This is a genomic window from Burkholderia sp. Ax-1719 (assembly GCF_011753055.1).
In the GTDB taxonomy this organism is placed as follows: Bacteria; Pseudomonadota; Gammaproteobacteria; order Burkholderiales; family Burkholderiaceae; genus Paraburkholderia.
Genome location: NZ_VWWJ01000027.1, coordinates 51,140 through 72,798 on the forward strand (window position 1 = coordinate 51,140; position 21,659 = coordinate 72,798).

Sequence of the window (21,659 nt, forward strand, 5' to 3'; positions counted from 1 at the left end):
TCGCGCGGCGCTTAACCGCGCGATCTTATGCGAGATCCGCGTTAGAACTGTCCGGTAATCTGGAACCCGATCGTCCATCGGGCGGTGGGAAAACTTTCAGGCTTGTAGATCGGCGTCCCTGCAAACAGGTCGTAGGAGACGCCAACATACTTTGTTGGCACGGCGCCGCGAATACCAATCACGGCTCCCGCCAGTTGCGTCCCCGCCAGTAACACCGTGTTCGGCCCGAACACGCGCCCGTAGTCGATCCCCGCATACAACGTCTGCCCCGTCTGAAGGACCGGCCATTGCAGTTCGTTGCGCCAGTAGAATCCGCGTTCGGCCGCGAGCATCGTTTCTCCGTCGAAGCCGCGCACGGTGTACCGGCTGCCGATGGTCAGGTCGTCGATGTAGAAAAGCGTGTCGTTGGTGAACTGGCCGTGAAACGTCGTCACGTAACGGAACGCCTGATTTGCGATGGCGAATGGGATCGACAGGTTCGCGTCGAGAACGGCCATGTGGAAGCGGTACGTTGGGCCGTCGATATAGGGGTCTGGCGTTGCGCCAAGCCCGCCGATGCCCTGTCGGTAGGCGAGCGTGCCGTCGAACTGCGCAGCGCCGAAGTAATGCCGGTCGGTCGCGCCAAACTCCAGAAACGTGTTGTTGCGCGCCTGCGTCGGTATCGTCGTATCGTCGATGAAACTGTCGCCGAAGCGCTTCGATAGCTGGACGTATCCGCCGAGCACGTCGTTCTTCCCGCGCGAGAGCACGCGCGCGATACGCAGCGCGGCCGTCTGTGAATTGCCGCTTGAGACGGCGGTATCGTTCACGAGCGCGATGTTCTGGTAGTAGGTGTTCGTGTTGCCCGACAGCGTCGCCGTCCAGTATCCAAACGGAATGGAGTACGAACCATTGAACCCGTGCGAACCGAGCGACTTGTTGCCGAACGATAAATCCTGATTCGCGCCGACCGTGAATACGTCGTTCAGGCCAAGCGGGTTATCAATGCCAAGGCTGATGTTACCTTGCCACTTGCCCGTCGACGACGTGCCCGAATTGTCGACCGACGCAACGAACGTCCAGGGCTTCGTGCGCCTGACCGATACAACGACATCGCTTTCGCCTGCGATATCGGTCGGCTCGATCTTCATGTCCACGTCCTGACTCGCGACGCGCTTCATCTGCTCCAGACCCTGCTCAAGATCGCGCATGTTCAGCAGGTCGCCGCCGCTGACCGGAAACGCGTTCTTCCATGTTCCCCACATGGAAGGGTCGGTCAGTCGGATCTGTCGCACGAGACCCGGCACGAGCGCGAACGACAGCGTGCCGTTCGTCAAATCCTGCTGCGGCACGAGTACGCGCGTGGTCACGTAACCGCGACTCAGCACGGCCTGCTGCAATGCCTTGCTCAGTATGTCGATGCCTTGCTTGCCGACGCATTGCCCCTTGTAGTGGTCGAGCCATTCGCGCGCGAAGGCGAAGGGATCGAGCGGCAGCGCGGACGCGCCTTTTGTGTGCGCCGCGGCCGGGAGCGTGTCAGGCACGTCGAGCGCGAAGCGGTCGATGCGAAAGCACGGCGTTTCGGTAGGCAGCGCAGGAAAGGCTTCGATCTTCGTCACGGTCGAACGCACGGCAGGCGCCGATACGGCGGCTTCGCGCTGCTGTGCGTCGCGCCGCTGCTGCTGGTTCTGTTCGGTTTCGATGCCGCCGAGGCTTTGTCCCTGGACGTTGGACGCGAGCGCGACCAAAGCCGTTAGCGGCAGCGCCGCCAGGCTCTTTCTGATTTTCATAGGAGATGCGAGATAGAGCCGGACTCCGACAGGAGTCCGGCGTACTTTTTAAGCGTTTAGCGTCTGTAGATATTCAATGAGTGTCGTGTGCCTGAGAAGTGTCACCAGACGCAGGAACCTTGTAGGTAAGTTCAAAGCCAGCCCCACGGACAATAGCGCGTGCTTCTTTGAAAAAGTCCAATACCCGGGGAGAAAGGTCGTACTTCGAGTAAATTTCGATGACGAATTTGCAATCTCTCGTATTGGGATTGTTTTCGTAAACCTGTCCACTTTCCAGATAGACCAGATATGTGTTGATCTTGCTTTGAAGCAATTCAAGATGAACCTGTTCCTCCTGATCCCATTCCAGATGATCGGATATTCCCAAACAAGTGATGCCGTTGGGTGCGTCGATGCCGATCACATCAACAACGTATGTGTCTTGGATGGACATTCTCCACATCAACTACTCATACCCATCATTTTTCCTGCAGCTAGCAACGATTCTGGATGGGCAATCTGTAATTTATCAAGAACGCACGTCAGCAGTTCATAGGCCACGCCATACTCGCCGAAGTCAATGTATTCCGCTACGTCGTTGCGGTCACGTTCGGAGATTTCGCTCCCAGTCTGTTCAAGAGATTCGCGCATCAGTCGCTCAATCTCGCCATAAGGCTCTTGCTGCATAGTCATTTAGGATTTCTCGGGACATTTGTTGGGAATGCCGTGACGATCCCGCCACCCTTGCTAGCCGGTTCGATTACGACACGAATGTCGATACCATCCCGAGTACCATTCTTAACTATTCTGCCGTTAGCTTGAACAGTTTCAGCAATGGTCGGGTCAGTGGCGATATCCGAGACTGCGTCCATAATCTTCGAGGCTGGCCAATTCTCCGGGAACACGGACTTACCGGGGCCGCCTGGCCATTGATGGCCTCCGCCGGTTGCATCTCCGGTAAGTATATGAGTCGTTCTATCAGGCGATGCCAGATTAACATCGCCCGAAGCACTGCCACCGGCTTCGCTATCGTTGTTCCCGCTATTCAACGTCGCGTTGCCCGGGGCGTAACCTGCGGTTCCCGACGTCGCTGCCGGTACCACCGTACACACCGGCGGCACACACACCGCTACCGGAACCGCTGAACCACCCGTTGCCGGCGGCTTCGAGCTCCCGCCCGGACCGTTCAGGTCATCCGGACTTAAATACGGACCCTGCGGCCCGTTTGCGTTCACCAGCGCCGCGAACTGGTTCGCCAGATTTTCCGCGCCACGTCCTGCGCTCGCAAGCTGACCACCGATCCAGTCCAGAACCTGGCTACCCGTACCGCCCTTGCCATCGCCGTTGCCAGTGCTCCGGTTGTACAAGTCTACGTTGGCCGCGGTGAACGCACCCGTGCTGCCGCCAACCAGTGCGCCACCCGCACCCGCGAGCACGTTCGCCATGATGTTACCCGCAAGCATCGAGCCTGTTTCGCCGCCGATTCCATCGGCCAGGCTGTTCAGCTTCCCGGCAAACGCCGACGCAATGCCCCCGCCCGCCGCGCTTTGCGCCGCGCTTCCAATGCTTCCACCGCCAAGGCCCGCCACCAGCGCACCACCGGCGATGTGCAGGGCAGTGCGGTCCAGGCCACCCTCGGCCCACGCCGCATCCCCCGTTTCCTTCTGCTTCATGTCGGCGTATTCGCCGATTCCCTGCGCCACCGTCTGGCCCGCCGCACTGGCCGCCCCCATCATTTCCGACTGCCTGTCCAGCAGATCATTCACATCCGGCGTTTTCGTGACCGTGCCGTTCGTGTTCGTCGTGTCGCGACTCAGGTTCGCCACGTCCTGCGTCTCGTGGGCCGTGTCGTTGATCGTGATGGTGCCCGCGCTCACCGCGCTGCGCGTCGTGCCGTTTTCATTACCGCTGTCGTGCTGGCCCATCATCGGCGTGACGCCGCCCGAGCCGCTCACCGACGCCGGACCCACTGCCTTGTCCGGCGCTCCCATCGCACCGCCTGCGCTGAAGCCGCTGCTCGAGGCGCTGAAATCGCTGTGATTCTGGATATCGGAGAAGCTGAGCGTGCCGGTAGTGAGGCTGCTTTTCTCCGCATCCGCCGTGCTGGAGATCACCGCGCCCATCAGGCCCGTGTTCCCCTTCACATTGATATCGAACCCACCGTCGCCCGCATTGATTCCGGCCTGCTCTGTGACGTTGGCGTAGTTGCCATGTCCGTCTCCATGCTGTGTGCTGAAGCTTGCTCCACCTCCACCCTGGCTGATGCTGAAGCCACCACCAGAACTTTGTTGATGAGCATTACTTTGTGTGGTGTCCTGCACGCTCGTGATGTTCAGGTTGCCGCCCACGTCGGCCGCGATCTGCTTGCCGTTGATCTGCGAGCCGATGATGTTGGTATCGCCGCCCGATATCACCGTGACGCTGTTCGCGCCGTTCACATGCGAAGCGTTCTGGATCGACGCGTCGCTGTTCGCATCGCCGTGAGCGTTCGACATCGCAGCAGAGACGCCAAAGCCGCCGCCCGTGGTGTACTGCACGCCGATACTTGCACTGCTCGAACTGTTCGAGCTACGCGTCGAATCCGTGTCGGTCGTGTTGATGACGTTGACCTGATTCTTTGCCGCCAGAATGACATCGTTCGCGCTGACGTTCGACCCGGCGATAGTCACATCGCCATTGGTCGCGACGAATCCCGCCGTGCCGCCTGCCTGCACACTGGAGCCGCGTTGCATCGTCTGGTCTTCAGACGACTGGCTTTCGCTCTTGCTCGATCCAATGCTGACCTTGACGCCGATATCCGGCGTGCCGTCCTTCGTCATGCCAGCCTTGGTGAAGGCCGCCAGACCAATATCGCCCGCAGCAGCAATACTGTGCAGCGCTGCCGCGCGGTCGTTGCCGGTGCGGGTCGAATTCTTCGCCGCCTGACTTTCCGAATACGCGTTATTGATCGCATCGCCTACCGAACCGGCCAGGCCAATTGTGAGTCCGCTGCTGCTGGTCTTCTGCGTCTGCGCCTGGTGCGACGTATCGGTTACTGCGTCGATGATGACGTTCGCCGCCGTACCCGCGAGGTTTTTGCCCGCGACAAGGTCGCTGCCGGTAACGTGCAGGGTATTGCCCGCGTTGATCGACAGGTCGCCATTCAGCGATCCGACCGTGCTTGCGTTGTTCGTGACGCTCGATGCTTCATTCGTCGTCGCGAGCTTGTTCGTGCCGACCGTCACTGACAGGCCGGCCGTCCCCAGGCCCGTGCTTTTCTCCTGGTAGCTGCTCGACGACTGCATGGTGTCCTGCGTCGTCGTGATATTCACGCCATGCGCAGCATTCAGCGCGACATCGTTCGTGCCGACGATCGTGCTGCCCGCGACGTTGATATCCTTGCCGCTGCTGATCGCCACGCCGTCCGCCGAAACCATGCTGCCTTGCGCGAGCGTCGCGGTGCTGTTGCTCGAACTCGCGACTTCCTTGCCGCTCACGACGTTGCTGTGCTTGTGCTGTTCCTGTTCGTTGTCGACGTGCGTTTCGGTCGCTGCGCCGATGTTGACGTTACCTGCTGCCGCGAGCGTCGCCGTTCCCTTGTCGAGACTGATTGCGCTGCCCGTGACATTGATGTCCTTGCCCGATGCTACGGTCAGCGAATTGCCCGCATTGAGCGTGGTTGCAGTCAGCGTATCGTCCGAGCGGTGCGACGACTCCGAGTAACTGCCGTGTCCGTCGCTACCCGAACTGTTGCTATCGACCGTTGACGTGGACTTGGCCGCCTGAAGGTTCACGTTGCCGTTTGCCGCCAGTGTGCCGCCGCCCGCGAGATTGATGTTCGCGCCGGTCGCCGTCAGGTCGCCGCCGACGCCAATCGCCGACACGCCGCCGACCTTGATCGAACTGCCCGTCGTCTGGTTGAGGTCGGTATTCGACACGCCGTTCGCGCGCTCGACGATCTTGTGTTCGCCGGTCTGCACCGAGCCAATGTCGTAGTTGCCGCCGACCGACATGCCGAGACTGCCGCCGACGTTCAGGTTGCCCGCGTTCTGCTCGACATTGCCGCCCGTGACAATCACGGCGTTGCCCGCCACGTTCAGGTTCGCGATGGGGCCAAGCGTCGTCGTGGTGCGCGTCGCGCCAGTCGCGCTGACCTGGTCAACGGTCTTGACTGTCGTGTTCAGCAGCAGGTCGCCGCCCGCATTCAGCGCGAGACTGCCCGCATTCACGGTCGCCGAAGTCAGGTCGACATTCCCCGCGGTTGTCAGCGACATGAGGCCGCCGCTTTGCAGCGAGCCGAACGCGTTATTGATCTGCGCCCCCTGGATCGACATCGTGTTTGCAGCCTGCACGGTGCCGCCATTCGTGAAGGTCTGCGCGTTCTGGATGTCGATGTCGGTTGCCGCAATCAGCGGGCCGTTCATGTTCTGCTGGCTGGCCTTGGCGAGATAGACGACCGGCACGAGTACCTGCTGACCGTTGACGGTTTTGGTCTGCATGATGATGACGTTGCTCGTGAGTGCCGCGACCTGTTCAGGCGACAGGCTCATGCCAAGCGGCAGGTCAAGCGACTTCGACAGCGACGCGCCTGCTGCAAGCAGCGATTCGTACATGCCCTGAAGATCGGTGTACGGCCCAAGCACCACCTTGCCTGTGAGTGACGTAATCTGGTTGCGCACAAGCTGCTGCTCGTAGAACCCGTCACCCAGGCGCTTCTCCGTCGTCTGCGGATTCAGGCCAAGCTGTTGCAGGTAGTAGTCGCTCGAAATGAACGTCTTCGCGTTCGTGAATGCCGGGTTCGATTCGATGAGGTACGTTGCGCCCGGTGCGGTGGCGGGGCTGAACAGGCCGCCTGGCGGTATCGACAGGTTTTGCAGCACGTTCTGCGCCGTGGCGCTCGCGATGGTCGGGTCGACCATGCCGCCGCCGCCCTTGACCGACGCCGCGCCTGATTTCCCACCGCTCGCGCTGCCTTGCGCGGCCGACGCGCTACCGGCGTCCGCGCCACTCGCATTGCCGCTCACGCCGTTGATGTTCACGCCAGACATGGCCTGACCAGGCGCGAGATTCAGCGAAGGCACGCCCGCATTGCCCGCCGTGTTGTCGATGCTGATTCCGTTGCCCGACAGCGTGCCGCCCGCGACAAAACTCGACTCATACGAGGGCAGCGCATAGTTGCGGATATCGGCGGGCGCGGCCTGCGTATAGCCGCCAGGATTGTTGCCGATGAACGGCGCGTTGCCGAACGGCAGCGTCCAGTCCGCGATGCTGTGGTCGTAATTCGTGTAGTGGTAATAGCCCGAGTACGTGACCTGCACGCCAGGCGCGGCCTGGCCTTGCCAGCTATTCTGGTCGAGCGTCTGGGGAGCAGCGATATTGCCGACCGCCGCGACCGCGCTCCAGTAATTCTGGAACGTGCCGACATTCAACGCATCGAGATTGCCGCCTGAGACGATCTGCGCCTGAGGGCTGATACCTGCAATCAGGTTCGCGAGCGCGACGCCCGTGTAGATCGTGTACTGATAGCCGCTGTTCCACTGGCCGCCGTGCGGCGGAATGGTATAGGCGCCGCCGATGGCGTTCGGATCGCCCTGGGTCGTCCAGCCGACGTAGGGATGCCCCTCGGAGCACGCATTCATGTCCAGCGCCGTGCAGCCCGACAGGCTGATTCCAAGCTGTGCAAGCAGGTCAGGATCGACGGACTGGTTCAGGCCCGTCGTCGTCATCGTCGTGCGCGTGTTCGTGACCTGGCCGGCGTGCAGTTCCATGTCGCCGGCCGATTCAATCAGGCCCGACTGGTTGCGGATCAGGTTCGCATTCGTGTAGTTGCCGCTCGCATCCTTGCCGCCTGCGAGTACGACCTTGCCGAGACCGTAAATCGCCGTGGTCGCCTGCGTATCGGTCGCCGTCGTGTCGTCGCGGTTCTCGATGTCGTTCGACAGCAGTTCGAGCGTGCCGTTACTGTCCGTCGCGCCAATGAGCGCGGTCGGCCCGGTGTTCGTCAGCGACTGCGTCGCATTGAGCGAGACGCTGCCGCCGACCATCGTCCCGGTGTTTTCCAGCGTGGTCGACTGCGTCGAGAGCGTGCCGCCCGCCATCATCACGCCGTTGTTCTGGACATCGGCCGCGTTGATGTTCAGGTTGTTCGCGGCCTCGACGAGCGCGTTATTGCTGAATGTACCCGGCAGGGTAAAGGACAGGTCATGACCCGCGTTGAACTGGACATCCGGCGTCGGCGCAAAATCGCCCTGAACGCTGACCGCGACATCGTTGGCCGCGCTGTAACTACCGCCGCCCGTGAGGGTCGCGGCATTCACGTCAAGGTCGTGCGCCGCGCCAATCTGGCCGTTCGCATTGGTGACCGTGCCCGTCGTCGTGATCGCGACATCGCCGTTCGAACCGGCGAAGCTGCCAATCTGGCCGCCGCTGTTGTCGACGGTATCGCCGTGCACCGTGACGCTTGCGCCGCTGATCTGGCCGTTCTGCGTGTTCGAGAGCGCCGACGTATCGACCTTGACCGCGCCGTTGCCCGTGATAACGCCGCCGCTGTTGACCGTCTGGCTGCCGCCTTGCACGGTCGTATCGCCCGTGCCGAGATTGCCGACGAGGCCGTTCGTGTTGTCGACTGAAGCGGCCTGAACCGCGAGCGTGCCTGTGTCGCCGGTCGTGCCCGTGCCGGACTGGATTTGCCCGTTCGTGTTCGAGAGCGTGCCGCCGCTCGCGAGCGACAGCGACGAGAGCGAACGAACCGACCCTTGCGTGTTGTTCAGGTCGCCCGCGATGTTCGCCGCGATCCGGCCTTGCGCGGCGAGCACGCCGTTCGCGTTGTTCAGGCTCGCTGCGCGTGCCGCGATCTGGCCAGCCGCGATGATCTTGCCGCCGACATTTGAAATCGTGCCCGAGCCGTAGCCGGGTGCAATCGTCAGCGTGCCCGTGCCGGCGTCGATGATCGAGCCGTCATCGTTGTTCAATGCGCCTGGCGCGAGCGTGAAATCCGTGCTGTTGGTTTGCAGCGTGCCGCCGTTCGAATTGTCGAACGTGCCACTGACGCTGAAGCCCATCGACGACGTGCCATATTGCGTGATCGAGCCGCCACGGTTCAGCAGGTCTGTCGCGGTCAGGGCGAGCTGGTTCGCCTCAATATCGCCGCCGCTGTTGTCGAGCGTCGCGCCCGTCGTCAGCGTGAGGTCAGGCGCGACAATCGAGCCGCCGTTATTGGTCAGCGATCCCGTGCTGATTGTCTCGCTCGTGGCCGCACCGATCTGGCCGCCGTCGTTGTTCAGCGAGCCGCTGGAAATGCCCGTGTCCGTGTTCGACAGCAGTTTGCCGTTCCCGTTGTCCAGCGCGCCGCTGACATTCGCCGTTAGCCCCTTCTGACCGGAAACTGAACCCGCTGTATTGTTGAGCGAACCGCCCTGAAGCGCGACCTTGCCATTACTGACAATCGTACCGGCCGCGTTCGATATCGACCCCGAGCCGTTGCCGGCGTCAACCGTCACGTTGCCCGTCCCCGCGTGCGTAATCGTGCCGCCGTCGTTGTCGAGCGAGCCAGGGGCAAGCGTCAGGTCGGTACTACTCGTCTGGAATGTGCCGCCGTCCGAATTGTCGAACGCGCCGCTCACATTGAAGCCCATCGCCGTTGCGCCATACTGCGTGATGGAACCGCCGCGATTCGTGAGGTTGGCGGCCGTCAGCGAAAGCTGATTGGCTTCAATATCGCCGCCGCTGTTGTCCAGCGTCGTACCGGTCAGCGTGAGATTCGGCGCGACAATCGTGCCGCCGTTATTGAACAGCGAACCTGTGCTGATTGCCTCCTTCGTGCCTGCACCAATCTGGCCGCTGGTGTTGTTGAGCGTGCCGCTTGTGAGACTGGTATCCGTGTTCGAAAGCAGCTTGCCGTTGGTGTTGTCGAGCGTGCCGCCAATCGCTGCGTTCAAGCCGCTTTGCGCCGCGATCGAACCACCCGTGTTGTTGAGCGCGCCGCCCTGAAGGGCGATCTGCCCGTTACCGGCAATCTTCCCGCCGACATTCGATACCGTGCCGGAACCGTTGCCCGCGTTGATCGACAGATTGCCGGTTCCCGCGTGCGTGATGGTGCCGCCGTCGTTATCGAGCGTGGCCGGAGCAATCGTCAGGTCGGTGCTGTTGGTCTGGAGCGTGCCGCCCGCCGAATTGTCGAGCGTGCCGGTCACGTCGAGCGTCGTCGCACCGGTTCCGGTCTGCGTGATCGTGCCGCCATGGTTCACCAGATTCGCCGCGTGAAGCGTGAACTGGTTCGCGCTCACCGCGCCGCCGCTGTTATCGAACGTCGCCGCAGAAAGCACGAGCGAACGCGCCGCGCCGAACTGGCCCGCGTTTGAGAGCGTCGTCCCGGCTGAAAGCGTCATGTCCGCATCCGTTGCGAACGTGCCGCTGTTGAACAGGGTCTGCACGGCCGACGCAATCAGACTCTGGACCGCCGTTATAGAACCCGCGTTAGCGATCTGTCCCGCACGCACGCTGACCGCGCCATTGCCGCCGATACTGCCGCCCGCGCCGTTGTTGAGCATGCCGCTCGACGAGATAGAAACGCCGTCTGCGTTCAGCGAGGCGACGGTGCCGCCCGAGTTGTCGAGCGAACCACTCGATGAGGCGAGCGCGCCCGCGGCCTGCATCGTGCCGCCCTGATTGTTCGTCGCACCCGTGACGTTTTCGGTCAGCGTGCTACCCGAGACGATCTGCCCGCCGCGATTCGAGAGTGCGCCCGCCGCGATGGTCTGCGCGCCGCCTGACGACATCGCGCCGTTGTCGTTCGTGAGCGTGCCGCTCGCGCGCGCGTCGAGCGTACCGCCCGCGGTCGTGGTTGTGCTCGACAGGTTCAGATCGCCGGCGCTCGCTGTGAGCGCAAGCGCGCCGTTAGCGGAGTTGGTCGCGCCCGCGAGATTGACCGACGCGCCGCTGATGCCCGCATTGCCGCCCGCGACATTGCGACCGGTCGCCGTGACCGCGCCCGATGCGCTCACGCTCAGGTCGCCCGACTGCGCAAGCGATCCATCATTGTTCACGCCGGCAGCGAACGTGCCGGTCGAACTCACAGAAGCAGCGCTTGCCGTCGTGTTCTGTTGCGCGGCAACCAGGCCGCTGTTCGTCAGCGCACCCGATGCGCTCAGGCTGACGCTCTGCTGCGCGTAGGTTGTGCCGCTGTTGTCGATGCCGCCCGTTGCATTCGCAACGATATTGCCGCTTGCGTTTGCCTGGCCTGCCAGCACCAGTTTGCCCGCCGAAGTCAGCACGAGGTCGCCGGATTGCGCTGCCGTGACTCCCTTGAGCGACACACCAACGCCCGCCTCCGTGCCAACAAGCACGATGCGATTGGCGTACATGCTGCCGAGACTGCTGACGTCAATCGAGACCCCAGGCCCTGCGCCGTCGCCCGCAATCAGCGTGGCGTTGAGCGTGTTGTATTCGACGCTATTCGCACCGGTCACGACCTTGAGGTTCCTCGCGTAGACCGCCGCATTGGCCTGCACGGCGCGCGCCAGCAGATCGACCTGATCCACGCCCGACGCGTTCAGGCCCGCGCCAGTGATCGCGATGTTGCCGCCAGTGACATTAAATCCCGACACGGAGCCATCCGTCGCGTAATTCGGCGTGCCGGTCGTGAGGGTCGCGCGACTCGTGTTGATGAACGTGCCACCGTTGACCGAAATCCCAGACGGATTTGCCAGAATGACATTCGCGCGCTGGCCCGCAACTTCGAGCGCCCCATTGAATTGCGATGCGCTCGCGCTGCTGACCTGGTTGACGATGACCTTCGCAGCCTGACCCAAATTAAAATTAGGATTGCCATTGATCATGCCGCCGAGTTGCGACTGCACCATCGTCGGCGAGTTGTTCAGGATCGCGCCTTTCGACTGCACATCAAACTGGCTATAGGAATTGACTGATACGCCAGCGCCAGAAGGCCGGTTGATGTTTATCTGATCGAGCCCGTTGGGCGTCTGGATAACGTTGGGTGCGTGCGCACCGCCCGCTACGATCTGCGCGAATGACAGCATCGGTGCGAGTGCGATCAATGCAGCAGGGAAAAGGCGACGCAGCGGTTGACGAATACAGGATAGCAGCGAAGCGCGCGCGGCTGCCCGTGTTTCCCCCGTCTTGCCTGCTGCCGCTGCCGTTTCTTCGACAGCAACCAGCATATTGCGCGCGCAACTATAGACCAGCCTGTAACTGCGATTCATCGAACCAACCCCGTATTTTTCTATCCGGCGATTCTTACCGGGCAAGGAAAAGTAATGGGTCAAGGATTGTCAAAACCCATCCTTTTTAGGAGTTGTCCGGAAGATGGGCATGCGTGGCGCATAAACATCGTTGCAATCAGCCCATAGAAAAAAGAAGCCCGCGATACGCGGGCTATAAGGGAAGGGGCAAGCCATGAAGACCCGCCCCGACTTGCGGAGCGTCGTCGATGCCAGGCGACGACGCGCTCATCAATCTACGCAGGCGTCTACCAGGGTGCCATACGAAAGATCTCAATTCCCCGCGGCTTCACGCCTCACTCGCAGGCGCATCGACATAACATTCTCACCACGGGTTTTCCCGACCCGGCAATCGCGATGCCCACGTCACTTGACGACGCCAGGTTGTTCATGCCCCCTCCCGCCATTGGCCCACCGCCCCCGCCCCACTTAAAATCCCCCGCCTTCCGGCCACAAAAGCGCGATTCAAGGCGCTGCGCCGTGTAAACTGCTGCCTTTTTTATCTCTTGTGGTATGGTCCATCCCCCGCAGCGGACGGCCCTGACCGGTCCGGCCCTCGTTCGTCTGCTTGCGCGTATCGCTGAAACCGACGCGCAGGCCTCGCAGCAGCCGCTCGCCGACCGGCTGAGCCAATGGCTCGGCTGGACGGACGCGATCGCGCTCTCGACGGTGCTAAGCGCGCCTGCGCCCGCCGAAGGCGGCCTGGTGGGCACGCCCGCGCGCGGCAACGGTGAAGACGAGGCGCAGCGCTGCCTGAGTTTGCGCTCGGCGCTGTCCAAGGCCATCGTCACCGATGGCGTGCTCGCGCCGCCGCGCCAGAACGCAAGTCATGCGCGCCACGCCCGGACGCAGCCGGTGCAGGACATGCCAGAAATGCCTGCCGATTACACGCTGTTCCGCCAGAGCTATCTCGCGCTCCAGCAGAAAATGGAAGCCGATATCGGCGACCTGCGTACGCGCCTGCGCAACCGGCTCGCGGCCCAGTCGTCGGCGATGGCAAAGCTGGCTGCGCTCGATGCGGTGATGGAGCGCTCGCTTTCCGTGCGCGAGCGCACGCTGCTGGGCACGGTGCCCGGTCTGCTGGGCAAGTATTTCGAGCGTCTGCGCAAGGCCGCGCAGGCGGCCGAAGCCGTTGCACAAGCTCAGGCCGAAGCCCAGCCCGAAGGCGCGGCCGACGCCCAGGCAGACAGTAAAGACAGTACAACCGGCGCGTGGCTCACCACGTTCCGCAAAGATATGCAGAGCCTGTTGCTCGCCGAACTCGATGTTCGGTTCCAACCGGTCGAAGGGTTGCTCGCCGCCCTTCGCGCCCGCTAACGCAGACACTATGTCCAGACTTCGCATCGATCTTGTTGTTTTCATCGCCGGCCTGCTCGCGGTTTGCTGGATCGGCGCCGCCTATGTCGGCTCCAACCCGCTCGCGCTGGCCGTCACGTTGCTGATCGGCGCCTGTTATATCGCCGGGGCGCTCGAATTGCGCCGCTACCGGCAGGCTACCGGCAGCCTCGCGCTGGCCGTGGACGCGCTGGCCGCGCCCTCGGCTGCCGCGCCCGCCACGCTCAACGCATGGCTAGAGCGCCTGCATCCGTCGCTGCGCAGCGCCGTGCGCGCGCGCGTCGAAGGCGAGCGGGCGGCCCTGCCCGGTCCGGCGCTCACGCCCTATCTGGTCGGCATGCTGGTGCTGCTGGGCATGCTGGGCACCCTGCTCGGCATGGTGACGACGCTGCGCGGCACCGGCATCGCGCTCGACGGCGCAACCGATCTCGACGGCATCCGCACCGCCCTCGCCGGTCCGATCCGCGGTCTGGGCTTCGCGTTCGGCACCTCGATCGCGGGCGTGGCCAGCTCGGCGATGCTGGGCCTGCTGTCGGCGCTGTGCCGCCGCGAACGCATCGAGGCCGCCCAGCGCCTGGACGCGCAGGTCGCCACCACGCTGCGTCCGTTCTCGCACGCGCATCAGCGCGAGGCGAGCTTTGCGCTGATGCAGCGTCAGGCCGAAGCGCTGCCGCTGCTGGCCGAGCGGCTGCAGTCGATGATGTCGGCTATCGAGCGCCAGAGCGCGTCGATGGGCGAGCGTCAGATCGCCAGCCAGGAAGCCTTCCTCGGCAATGCCGAAGCGACGTATGCGCGCCTCGCCTCGACGGTGGGCGATTCGCTCAAGGCCAGCGCCGCCGAAAGCGCGCGCGCTGCCGGCGCGGCCTTTGCGCCGGTTGTCGAAGCGACGATGGCGGGTCTCGCGCGTGAAAGCGCCGCCCTGCACGGCACGCTAACGCAGGCGGTGGAGCGTCAGCTCGACGGCCTCACGTCGGGTTTCGAGGCCAATGCCACTCGCGTAGCGGGCATCTGGAACGCCGCGCTCGACGAGCAGCGCCGCGCGGGCGAAGCGCTTGCCGACGATCTGCAGGGCGCGCTGGAGCGTTTCAGCGCCACATTCGAAACCCGTTCCGCCCATCTGGTGCGCGACGTCGATGCGCGCCTCGCGGCTTCGGCGGCGGGGGTTTCGCAGTCGTGGCAGGACGCGCTCGCGCGTCAGGAACAGGCGGGTGAAAAGCTCGCGGGCGATAACCAGCAGGCGCTGGCCGCCGCCGCCGCGACCTTCGAGCAGCATGCGGCGACACTCGTGCGCACCGTGGGCGAGGCGCAAGCCAGTCTGCAAACGCAACTCGCGGCGCGCGACGAGGCGCGCCTTGCAACCTGGCGCGCCACCCTCGACGACATGAGCACCGCGCTGCGCGACGAATGGCGCGCGGCGGGCACCCAGGCCGCCGACCAGCAACAGGCGATCTGCACGACACTCGCGCAGACCGCGGACGAGATCGTCGCGCGCACCGAAGCGCACGCGAACAGCACGCTCGCCGAAATCGCCCGCGCCACGGAAACGGCGGCAGCAGCCTGGCAAACGGCCAGCACGCAGGCGGCGCAGCGTCAGCAGGACGTTTGCGAAACGCTCGCGAGCACCGCCGGCACAATCGCGGCGCAGGCCGAGGCGCATACCAACAGCACCATCGCCGAAATCACGCGCGTCGCCGAGGCTTCGTCGACCGCATGGCAGACGGCGAGTGCACAGACGGCGGAACGTCAGCAGGCGATCTGCGACACGCTCGCCCAGACGGCAGCGGCCATCGCCGCAAGCACCGAAACGCACGCCAGCGGCACGATCGCGCAAATCGCCCGTGCAGCCGAAGCGAACGCGAACGCATGGCAAGCGGCAAGCACGCAAGCCGCCGAGCGCCAGCAAGCGATCTGCGATGCACTGACGCAAACCGCTACCGCGATTTCGATGCAAACCGAAGCGCACGCCAGCGGCACCATCGCTGAAATCGCCCGCGCCGCCGAAGCGAACGCAAGCGCGTGGCAAGCTGCAAGCACGCAAGCCGCCGAGCGCCAGCAAGCGATCTGCGATGCACTGACGCAAACCGCCACCGCGATTTCGATGCAAACCGAAGCGCACGCCAGCGGCACCATCGCTGAAATCGCCCGGGCGGCTGAAGCGAACGGCAACGCATGGCAAGCTGCAAGCACGCAAGCCGCCGAACGCCAGCAGGCCATCACCGAAGCGCTGGCGCAGACGGCCAACGCCATTTCGACGCAGACGGCTGCCCACGCCAAGGGCACGATTGAAGAAATCGCCCGCGCAGCCGAAGCGAACGCGAGCGCATGGCAAGCCGCCAGCACGCAAGCGGCCGAACGTCAGCAAGCCATCTGCGACGCACTCGCACACACCGCCAACGCCATTTCCGCGCAAACGGAAGCCCACGCCAAGGGCACGATCGAAGAAATCGCCCGCGCCGCAGAAACCAACGCGAACGCATGGCAAGCCGCCAGCACGCAGGCCGCCGAACGCCAGCAGGCCATCAGCGAAGCGCTCACGCAAACCGCCAACGCCATTTCGGCGCAAACCGAAGCGCACGCCAGCGGCACCATCGCTGAAATCGCCCGCGCGGCTGAAGCCAACGCCAACGCATGGCAAGCCGCCAGCACGCAGGCCGCCGAGCGCCAGCAGGCCATCTGCGCGGCGCTCACGCAGACCGCCAGCGCCATCGCGGCGCAAACCGAAGCGCACGCCAACGGCACCATCGCCGAAATCGCGCGCCTCGTGGAAGCGGCATCGGAAGCGCCGCGCGTGGCCGCCGAAGTCGTCGGCGAACTGCGCCAGAAGCTCCACGAAAGCATGGTGCAGGACACCGCCATGCTGGAAGAGCGCGGCCGCCTGCTCGCCACCGTCACCACGCTGCTTGACGCCGTGAATCACGCCAGCACCGAGCAGCGCGCGGCCATCGGCGCGCTCGTCGATACGTCGGCGGCTCTGCTCGAACGCGTGGGCGCGCGCTTCGACCAGCAGGTCGAAGCCGGGGCGCAGACGCTCGAAGGCGTCGCCGCGCAGGTCACGGGCAGCGCCGTCGAAATGTCGAGTCTGGGCGACGCCTTCAGCGTGGCCGTGCAGCACTTCGGCGCGTCGAACGACAAGCTCATGGCGCAGCTCGAACGCATCGAAGCCGCGCTCGACAAGTCGCTCGCCCGCAGCGACGACCAGCTCGCCTACTACGTCGCCCAGGCGCGCGAAGTGGTCGATCTGAGCCTGCTGTCGCAAAAGCAGATCGTCGATAGCCTGCAACGTCTGGCCGGAAGCGAAGCCGCATGAACGACGAAATCGACGGCGGCGTAGAGCCTACCGCGCCAGTCTGGGCCGCGTTCGGCGACCTGATGGCGGCGCTGCTAGGCGCGTTCGTGCTGATACTCGTCGGCGTGATCGGCATGCAGATGGAAGCGTCCTCGCGTCTCGCGCACGAGGTCAAGGCGCGCCAGCTCGAAGCGCAGCGCCGCCAGACCCTGGAGCAGGCGCTGGCCGGCCCGCTTGCGGCGGGGCGCGTGACGCTCGTGAACGGTCGTATCGGCATTAGCGGCAGCGTGCTGTTCGCGCTCAATTCCGACCAGTTGCAGCCCGAGGGCCGCGACCTGCTCAAGACGCTGGCTGGCCCGCTCACGGCGTATCTGCACGATCGCGACGAAATCCTCATGGTGAGCGGTTTCGCCGACGACCAGCAGGTCCACGCGGGCAATCGCCGCTTCGCCGACAACTGGGAACTGTCCGCCGAGCGCGCGCTGACCGTCACGCGCGCGTTCATCGATGCGGGTGTGCCGGCATCGTCGGTGTTTGCCGCGGCTTTCGGGTCGGAGCAACCGGTCAGCTCGAACGCCGATGAAGCCGGGCGCGCGAAGAATCGCCGGGTGGAAATCGCGCCTGTGCCGCGTTCGTCGAGCATGAGCAACGCCGCGGCGAAACATCAAGACGCCGCGCAGAACGCTCATGAATGACCGCATGCAAAACGTTGCGCAGGCATCGAATCCGCCTTGCACCGATTGCGTGAGCGACGCGCGCGCGACGCTCGACGGCTGGCGCGCGCAGGGCGCGGATCGCCTCGATCCGGTGGGCTTCGCAACGCTCGACGCGCTGGAAAAGCGTGCGCAGGCGCTCACAGGCGCGGCGCGCGACGTGCTCGATGCGCGCATCGCGACGCGTCTTGCTGCCTATGCACAGCAGATCGAAGCACAAGGCAATGCGTCGGCGACGGCTCAAGACACGTCAGCAAACAACGCCTTCGCGGCGTTGATCGAAGCGATGTCGCGCGAAGCACGCGACGGCGCGCCCGGCGCACTGCTCGATTATTTCCGCGACGTCTGGCAGAAGGTCAGCGCCGACCAGCAAGTGCAACAATCGCTCGACCAGGTGCCCAAAAACGCGGGTCCGCTCAATTCGAGCAGCCTCGTGCACCGCGCGCTCTTTCTGATGCGCGATCTCTCGCCGGGCTATCTGCGTCAGTTTCTCGCTTACGCCGATGGACTGGCGTGGCTCGAAGACCTCAACGCGGCCATCGCGCCGCCTGCCGCTCAAGCCGCGCAGGCCAGCGCCACCAAAAAGCCCCGCCGCACACGCGCACGGTAAGGCTGCACGAGCACTTCCGCGTCGTCCTTCGCGCCTTCCGTGGCATGATCGCAGCGTCCTGCTGCATCCCTCCCGCCATCGGTTTCGTTCAACGGAGCGCGCAACATGTCACGATCCCTGTCCCGCCTCGCCGGCGTCTGCGCGGGCGTCCTCGCCTGCGCCGCGCTGCTCACGGCCTCGGTGGCGTTCTCCTGCACGCGCGCGCTCTACGTGGGCGATAGCGGCCTCGTCATCACGGGTCGCAATATGGACTGGTCGGAAGACATGCGTTCGAATCTCTGGGTTTTTCCCGCTGGCATCGAACGCGACGGCAACGCCGGACCGAAGTCGCCGCGCTGGCGCGCGAAATACGGCAGCGTGGTGGTATCGGGTTATGACATCGGCAGCGTGGACGGCATGAACGAGCGCGGCCTGGTCGCCAATGCGCTGTATCTCTCGGAAACCGATTACGGCAAGCCCGACCCGAAGCGCGCACCGATGGCGATCAGCCTGTGGGCGCAATATGTACTCGACAACTACGCGAACGTCGACGAAGCCGTGCAGGCGCTCGCCAAAGAGTCGTTCCAGATCATTGCGCCGCCGCTGCCCAACGGCAAACCCATCACGATCCACCTCTCGCTTTCGGATGCCAGCGGCGACTCCGCGATCCTCGAATATCTCGACGGCAAGCTCGTGATCCATCACGGCAAGGCTTATCGCATCATGACCAATTCGCCGATCTACAGCGAACAGCTCGCACTCGACACTTACTGGAAGGGTATTGGCGGCCTGAGCTTCCTGCCGGGCACCAACCGCGCCGCCGACCGCTTCGTACGTGCGTCTTTCCTGCTCGATGCGATTCCGAAGAGCCCGGATCCCAACTACATGGCCGGCGTGCCGCAGCAGAACGGCGCGTATCAGCAGGTTGCGAGCGTGATGAGCCTGATGCGCTCGGTGAGCGTGCCGCTGGGCATTCGCACGCCTGAAACGCCCAATCTGTCTTCGACGATCTGGCGCACCGTGGCCGATCAGACCGACCTCGTCTACTACTTCGATTCAGCCACGCGGCCCGATACATTCTGGGTGTCGCTGCGCAAGCTCGATCTCAAGCCGGGCGCACCGGTCTTGAAACTCACGATCGAATCGGGGCAGATGTTCTCGGGCGAAACCGCCGACAAATTCGTGCCCACGCCCTCGTTCAAGTTCATGCCTGCGCCCGCTCCGTAACGTCACCACGCGCGGTGGTTGCGGGCTTTGGCGCGTCGTAGGGGTCTTTCACGCTGCGCGCGTATTGCTTGGGCGCCATGCCCGACCAGCGCCGGAACGCACGAATAAACGCCTTCTCCGACGCATAGCCCACGCTCGTGGCGATCTCGATCAGACGCCGCCGCGAGTCGCGCAGCGCGCCGCTCGCCACATACATGCGATACGCCGTGAGATGGCCGATGGGCGTTTCCTCGACCAGTTCGACAAAGCGTGCGCTAAAGCGCGAACGCGACATGCCCGCAGTGGCTGCAAGCGATTCAACAGTCCATTCGCGTTCCGGGTAGCGATGCAACTGCGCGATCGCTCGGCCGATCTGCGGATCCATGAGACCACGCAGCCAGCCCGTATGACTGATCGCCGACGATAGATGCGCGCGCAACAACTGCACGAACAGTACATCGGCGAGACGCGCCGCCGCCACGGCCCAGCCGGGCTGGCACGCCATCGATTCGCGGATAAACGCCATCAGCGTATCCGCCAGCCAGGGGCCCACAGCCGGGTCGCTGGCGCGCACGTGAATCAGTGGCGGCAGCACGGAGAAAAGCGGATTGCGCACGGCCTCGCGATAAAAAATGATGCCCGTGTACAACTCGCTCGCGAGGCCGCCGCTGCCTACATTCAGCCGCAACGGCGTGTCGAAGCGCGCATGGATGCCCGCTTGCGCGACGAGATCGTCGAAAGGCACAGGCTCGACACCCGGCGCCGAACTCAGCACGTGGGCGTGACCGTGCGGCAGCAGCACGAAATCGCCTACCTCGACGCGCAAAGGCTCCATCCCGTCCGTTGCAATATAAAACGGGCCGCCGAAGCCCGTTCGGAACGCCGCGCCCTCCACGGCCGGTTTGGCGATCGCCCACGGTGCATTGAGCAAGAAATGCCCTGTCACCACGGCGTCCGCGCGCAGGTCCGCCAGCGCGGCGCTCAGCAGGTCCATCGCCATTGTGTCGTCTCCGTCATGTTTTTCTGGGCGCGGCGTACCGCTGCGGGCAGAGTGTTAAAAGCGCTGCTGGATACCCATCATCGCGCCAAGCTGGTTTGCGCCCGTTGTGACCGTGCCTGCCGCCGCCACCGCATTCGCCGCCTGCGCGCTATTCATCATGTAACCCAGCGAAGCATAAAGCGTGGTGCGCTTCGAAATAAAATAATTCGCGCGCGCAATTAGCAGGGTCGAATTCGAATGCTCGCGCAAGATGTAGCGCACGGTCTGCGCGTCGAGCGAGAAAGTGGGCACCACGTACCAGGTAGCGCCGAGGAAGAAAATATCGGATTGAGCGTGCTCCGCCGCCGAGGTATTGCGGCGGATCCAGCCGCCGCCCAGCTTCGCCGGGCCGTATTTCACATACGCATCGACGATGGTGCGTTTATCCACGTCCGCGCTGCTCACGAGCGGCGCCGAAGCGCCTGGGCCGCCGTACATCACGTCATAGGATGCCGCCGCGCCGCCCCACGCGTTGTCGTAGGCCAGCATCATCGTGTACTGGCGGCAGGCGACGGCGTCGCCGGGCAACTGGCCCGCGCAATTGGTCGCCGAAGGACCGGCCGGACCCGCCGCGTCGCGCCCGAAGCTATACGTGCCGCCCAGCGTGACACCATGAAATTTGCCCATGTAGCCCACGGCATTGTCGCTGCGCGCGTTGGGCAGATAGCTGTCGAAACTGGCCATCGAATGAATCGACGGGCCGATTACGTCCGCGTTGAACAGCGCGTACATCGACATGTTCATCTGCCGGCCCAGCGTGAGCGTACCGAATGTGCTGCTCACGCCCACATTCGCCTGACGCCCAAACAGGCGGCCGCCATAGTTGAGCGTCCCGCTGCCGGGCGCGAAGCCGCTTTCCAGCACGAAGAAGGTTTTGTAGCCGCCGCCCAGATCCTCCTCGCCCTTCAGCCCGAAGCGTGACGGCACTTCGCCCGTGAGCGTGGGCATGCCCACGAACGAGCCGCCCTTGGCGGCGTTGTTGTAGTACTCGATACCCGTATCGACGATACCGTAGAGGGTCACACTGCTTTGTCCCCATGCCATGGCCGATGCCACGGCCAGCGTTGCCGCCACGAGAGTTCTCTTCATTGCGATCTCCGAACCATTATTCAGTCATGCTGATTTATTGGAATGCGTGCCGGTCCTGATTCGAGGTCCGGCACGGTACTGCGGGTGCGATTCAGTCGGTCTTGCTGCCCGCCAGAATCCACTGCACGACGGTTTGCGCGTCGCTCTGGCTGATGGCGTTGGCGGGCATCGGCACCGCGCCCCAGACGCCCGAACTGCCGTTCTGGATGTGCGCGACCAGCGTCGTCACGGCGTTCGCCTTGCCGTTGTAGCGCGCGGCCACATCGCGATACGCCGGGCCGACAAGCTTTTTATCGATGGCATGGCAGCCGAAGCACGCGTGCTGCGTGGCGATCTGGCGGGCGCGCGCGGCGTCTATGGCAGGCTCGGCCAGCGCGCGGGTAGCGCCAGCAACGCTGGTGAACGCAGCGAGAGAGATCAGCAGATGACGGAGTTGG

12 protein-coding genes are annotated in these 21,659 nt (G+C 64.0%); 5 read left to right on the forward strand and 7 right to left on the reverse strand.

Going from position 1 to position 21,659, the window contains the following annotated elements:
• Positions 1 to 41: 41 nt before the first annotated feature.
• The 4 genes from F3J17_RS30865 to F3J17_RS30880 all read right to left on the reverse strand — a co-directional run bounded on the left by F3J17_RS30865 (position 42) and on the right by F3J17_RS30880 (position 11,947).
• Positions 42 to 1,769 (reverse strand): ShlB/FhaC/HecB family hemolysin secretion/activation protein, encoded by a 1,728-nt coding sequence (locus F3J17_RS30865; protein WP_167068530.1) that lies wholly within the window; start codon positions 1,767 to 1,769, stop codon positions 42 to 44.
• Between the two features lie 73 nt (positions 1,770 to 1,842).
• A complete protein-coding gene (locus F3J17_RS30870; RefSeq protein ID WP_167068533.1) occupies positions 1,843 to 2,202 on the reverse strand; it encodes a DUF6572 domain-containing protein in 360 nt (119 codons plus the stop codon).
• Between the two features lie 8 nt (positions 2,203 to 2,210).
• Positions 2,211 to 2,441 carry a hypothetical protein gene (locus tag F3J17_RS30875; RefSeq protein WP_167068535.1) on the reverse strand — a complete coding sequence of 77 codons (231 nt, stop codon included), beginning with the start codon at positions 2,439 to 2,441 and terminating at the stop codon, positions 2,211 to 2,213.
• A complete protein-coding gene (locus F3J17_RS30880; RefSeq protein ID WP_167068538.1) occupies positions 2,438 to 11,947 on the reverse strand; it encodes a hemagglutinin repeat-containing protein in 9,510 nt (3,169 codons plus the stop codon). Before F3J17_RS30880 ends, F3J17_RS30875 begins: the two co-directional genes overlap by 4 nt.
• Before the next feature lie 531 nt (positions 11,948 to 12,478).
• Between F3J17_RS30880 and F3J17_RS30885 the strand changes: the two genes are divergently transcribed.
• From F3J17_RS30885 to F3J17_RS30905, 5 genes are all read left to right on the forward strand, one after another.
• Complete coding sequence (locus tag F3J17_RS30885) at positions 12,479 to 13,282, forward strand: DUF3348 domain-containing protein (protein ID WP_167068541.1); 804 nt, start codon at positions 12,479 to 12,481, stop codon at positions 13,280 to 13,282.
• 10 nt (positions 13,283 to 13,292) lie between these two features.
• The gene (locus F3J17_RS30890; protein WP_167068544.1) at positions 13,293 to 16,607 is read left to right on the forward strand and encodes a DUF802 domain-containing protein; all 3,315 of its coding nucleotides are present in this window, start codon (positions 13,293 to 13,295) and stop codon (positions 16,605 to 16,607) included.
• Positions 16,604 to 17,281 (forward strand): OmpA family protein, encoded by a 678-nt coding sequence (locus F3J17_RS30895; protein WP_167068546.1) that lies wholly within the window; start codon positions 16,604 to 16,606, stop codon positions 17,279 to 17,281. Before F3J17_RS30890 ends, F3J17_RS30895 begins: the two co-directional genes overlap by 4 nt.
• Positions 17,274 to 17,909 carry a DUF2894 domain-containing protein gene (locus tag F3J17_RS30900; RefSeq protein WP_345891272.1) on the forward strand — a complete coding sequence of 212 codons (636 nt, stop codon included), beginning with the start codon at positions 17,274 to 17,276 and terminating at the stop codon, positions 17,907 to 17,909. Before F3J17_RS30895 ends, F3J17_RS30900 begins: the two co-directional genes overlap by 8 nt.
• Positions 17,910 to 18,014: 105 nt before the next feature.
• Positions 18,015 to 19,115: a linear amide C-N hydrolase gene (locus F3J17_RS30905; RefSeq protein ID WP_167068549.1), complete on the forward strand. Its 1,101-nt coding sequence runs from the start codon at positions 18,015 to 18,017 to the stop codon at positions 19,113 to 19,115.
• Here F3J17_RS30905 and F3J17_RS30910 read toward each other — a convergent pair.
• From F3J17_RS30910 to F3J17_RS30920, 3 genes are all read right to left on the reverse strand, one after another.
• Positions 19,093 to 20,094 carry an AraC family transcriptional regulator gene (locus F3J17_RS30910; protein WP_167068552.1) on the reverse strand — a complete coding sequence of 334 codons (1,002 nt, stop codon included), beginning with the start codon at positions 20,092 to 20,094 and terminating at the stop codon, positions 19,093 to 19,095. The genes F3J17_RS30905 and F3J17_RS30910 overlap by 23 nt on opposite strands.
• A gap of 54 nt (positions 20,095 to 20,148) precedes the next feature.
• Complete coding sequence (locus F3J17_RS30915) at positions 20,149 to 21,222, reverse strand: porin (RefSeq protein WP_167068555.1); 1,074 nt, start codon at positions 21,220 to 21,222, stop codon at positions 20,149 to 20,151.
• A 91-nt stretch (positions 21,223 to 21,313) separates the two neighbouring features.
• Complete coding sequence (locus F3J17_RS30920; protein WP_167068608.1) at positions 21,314 to 21,640, reverse strand: c-type cytochrome; 327 nt, start codon at positions 21,638 to 21,640, stop codon at positions 21,314 to 21,316.
• Positions 21,641 to 21,659: the final 19 nt, after the last annotated feature.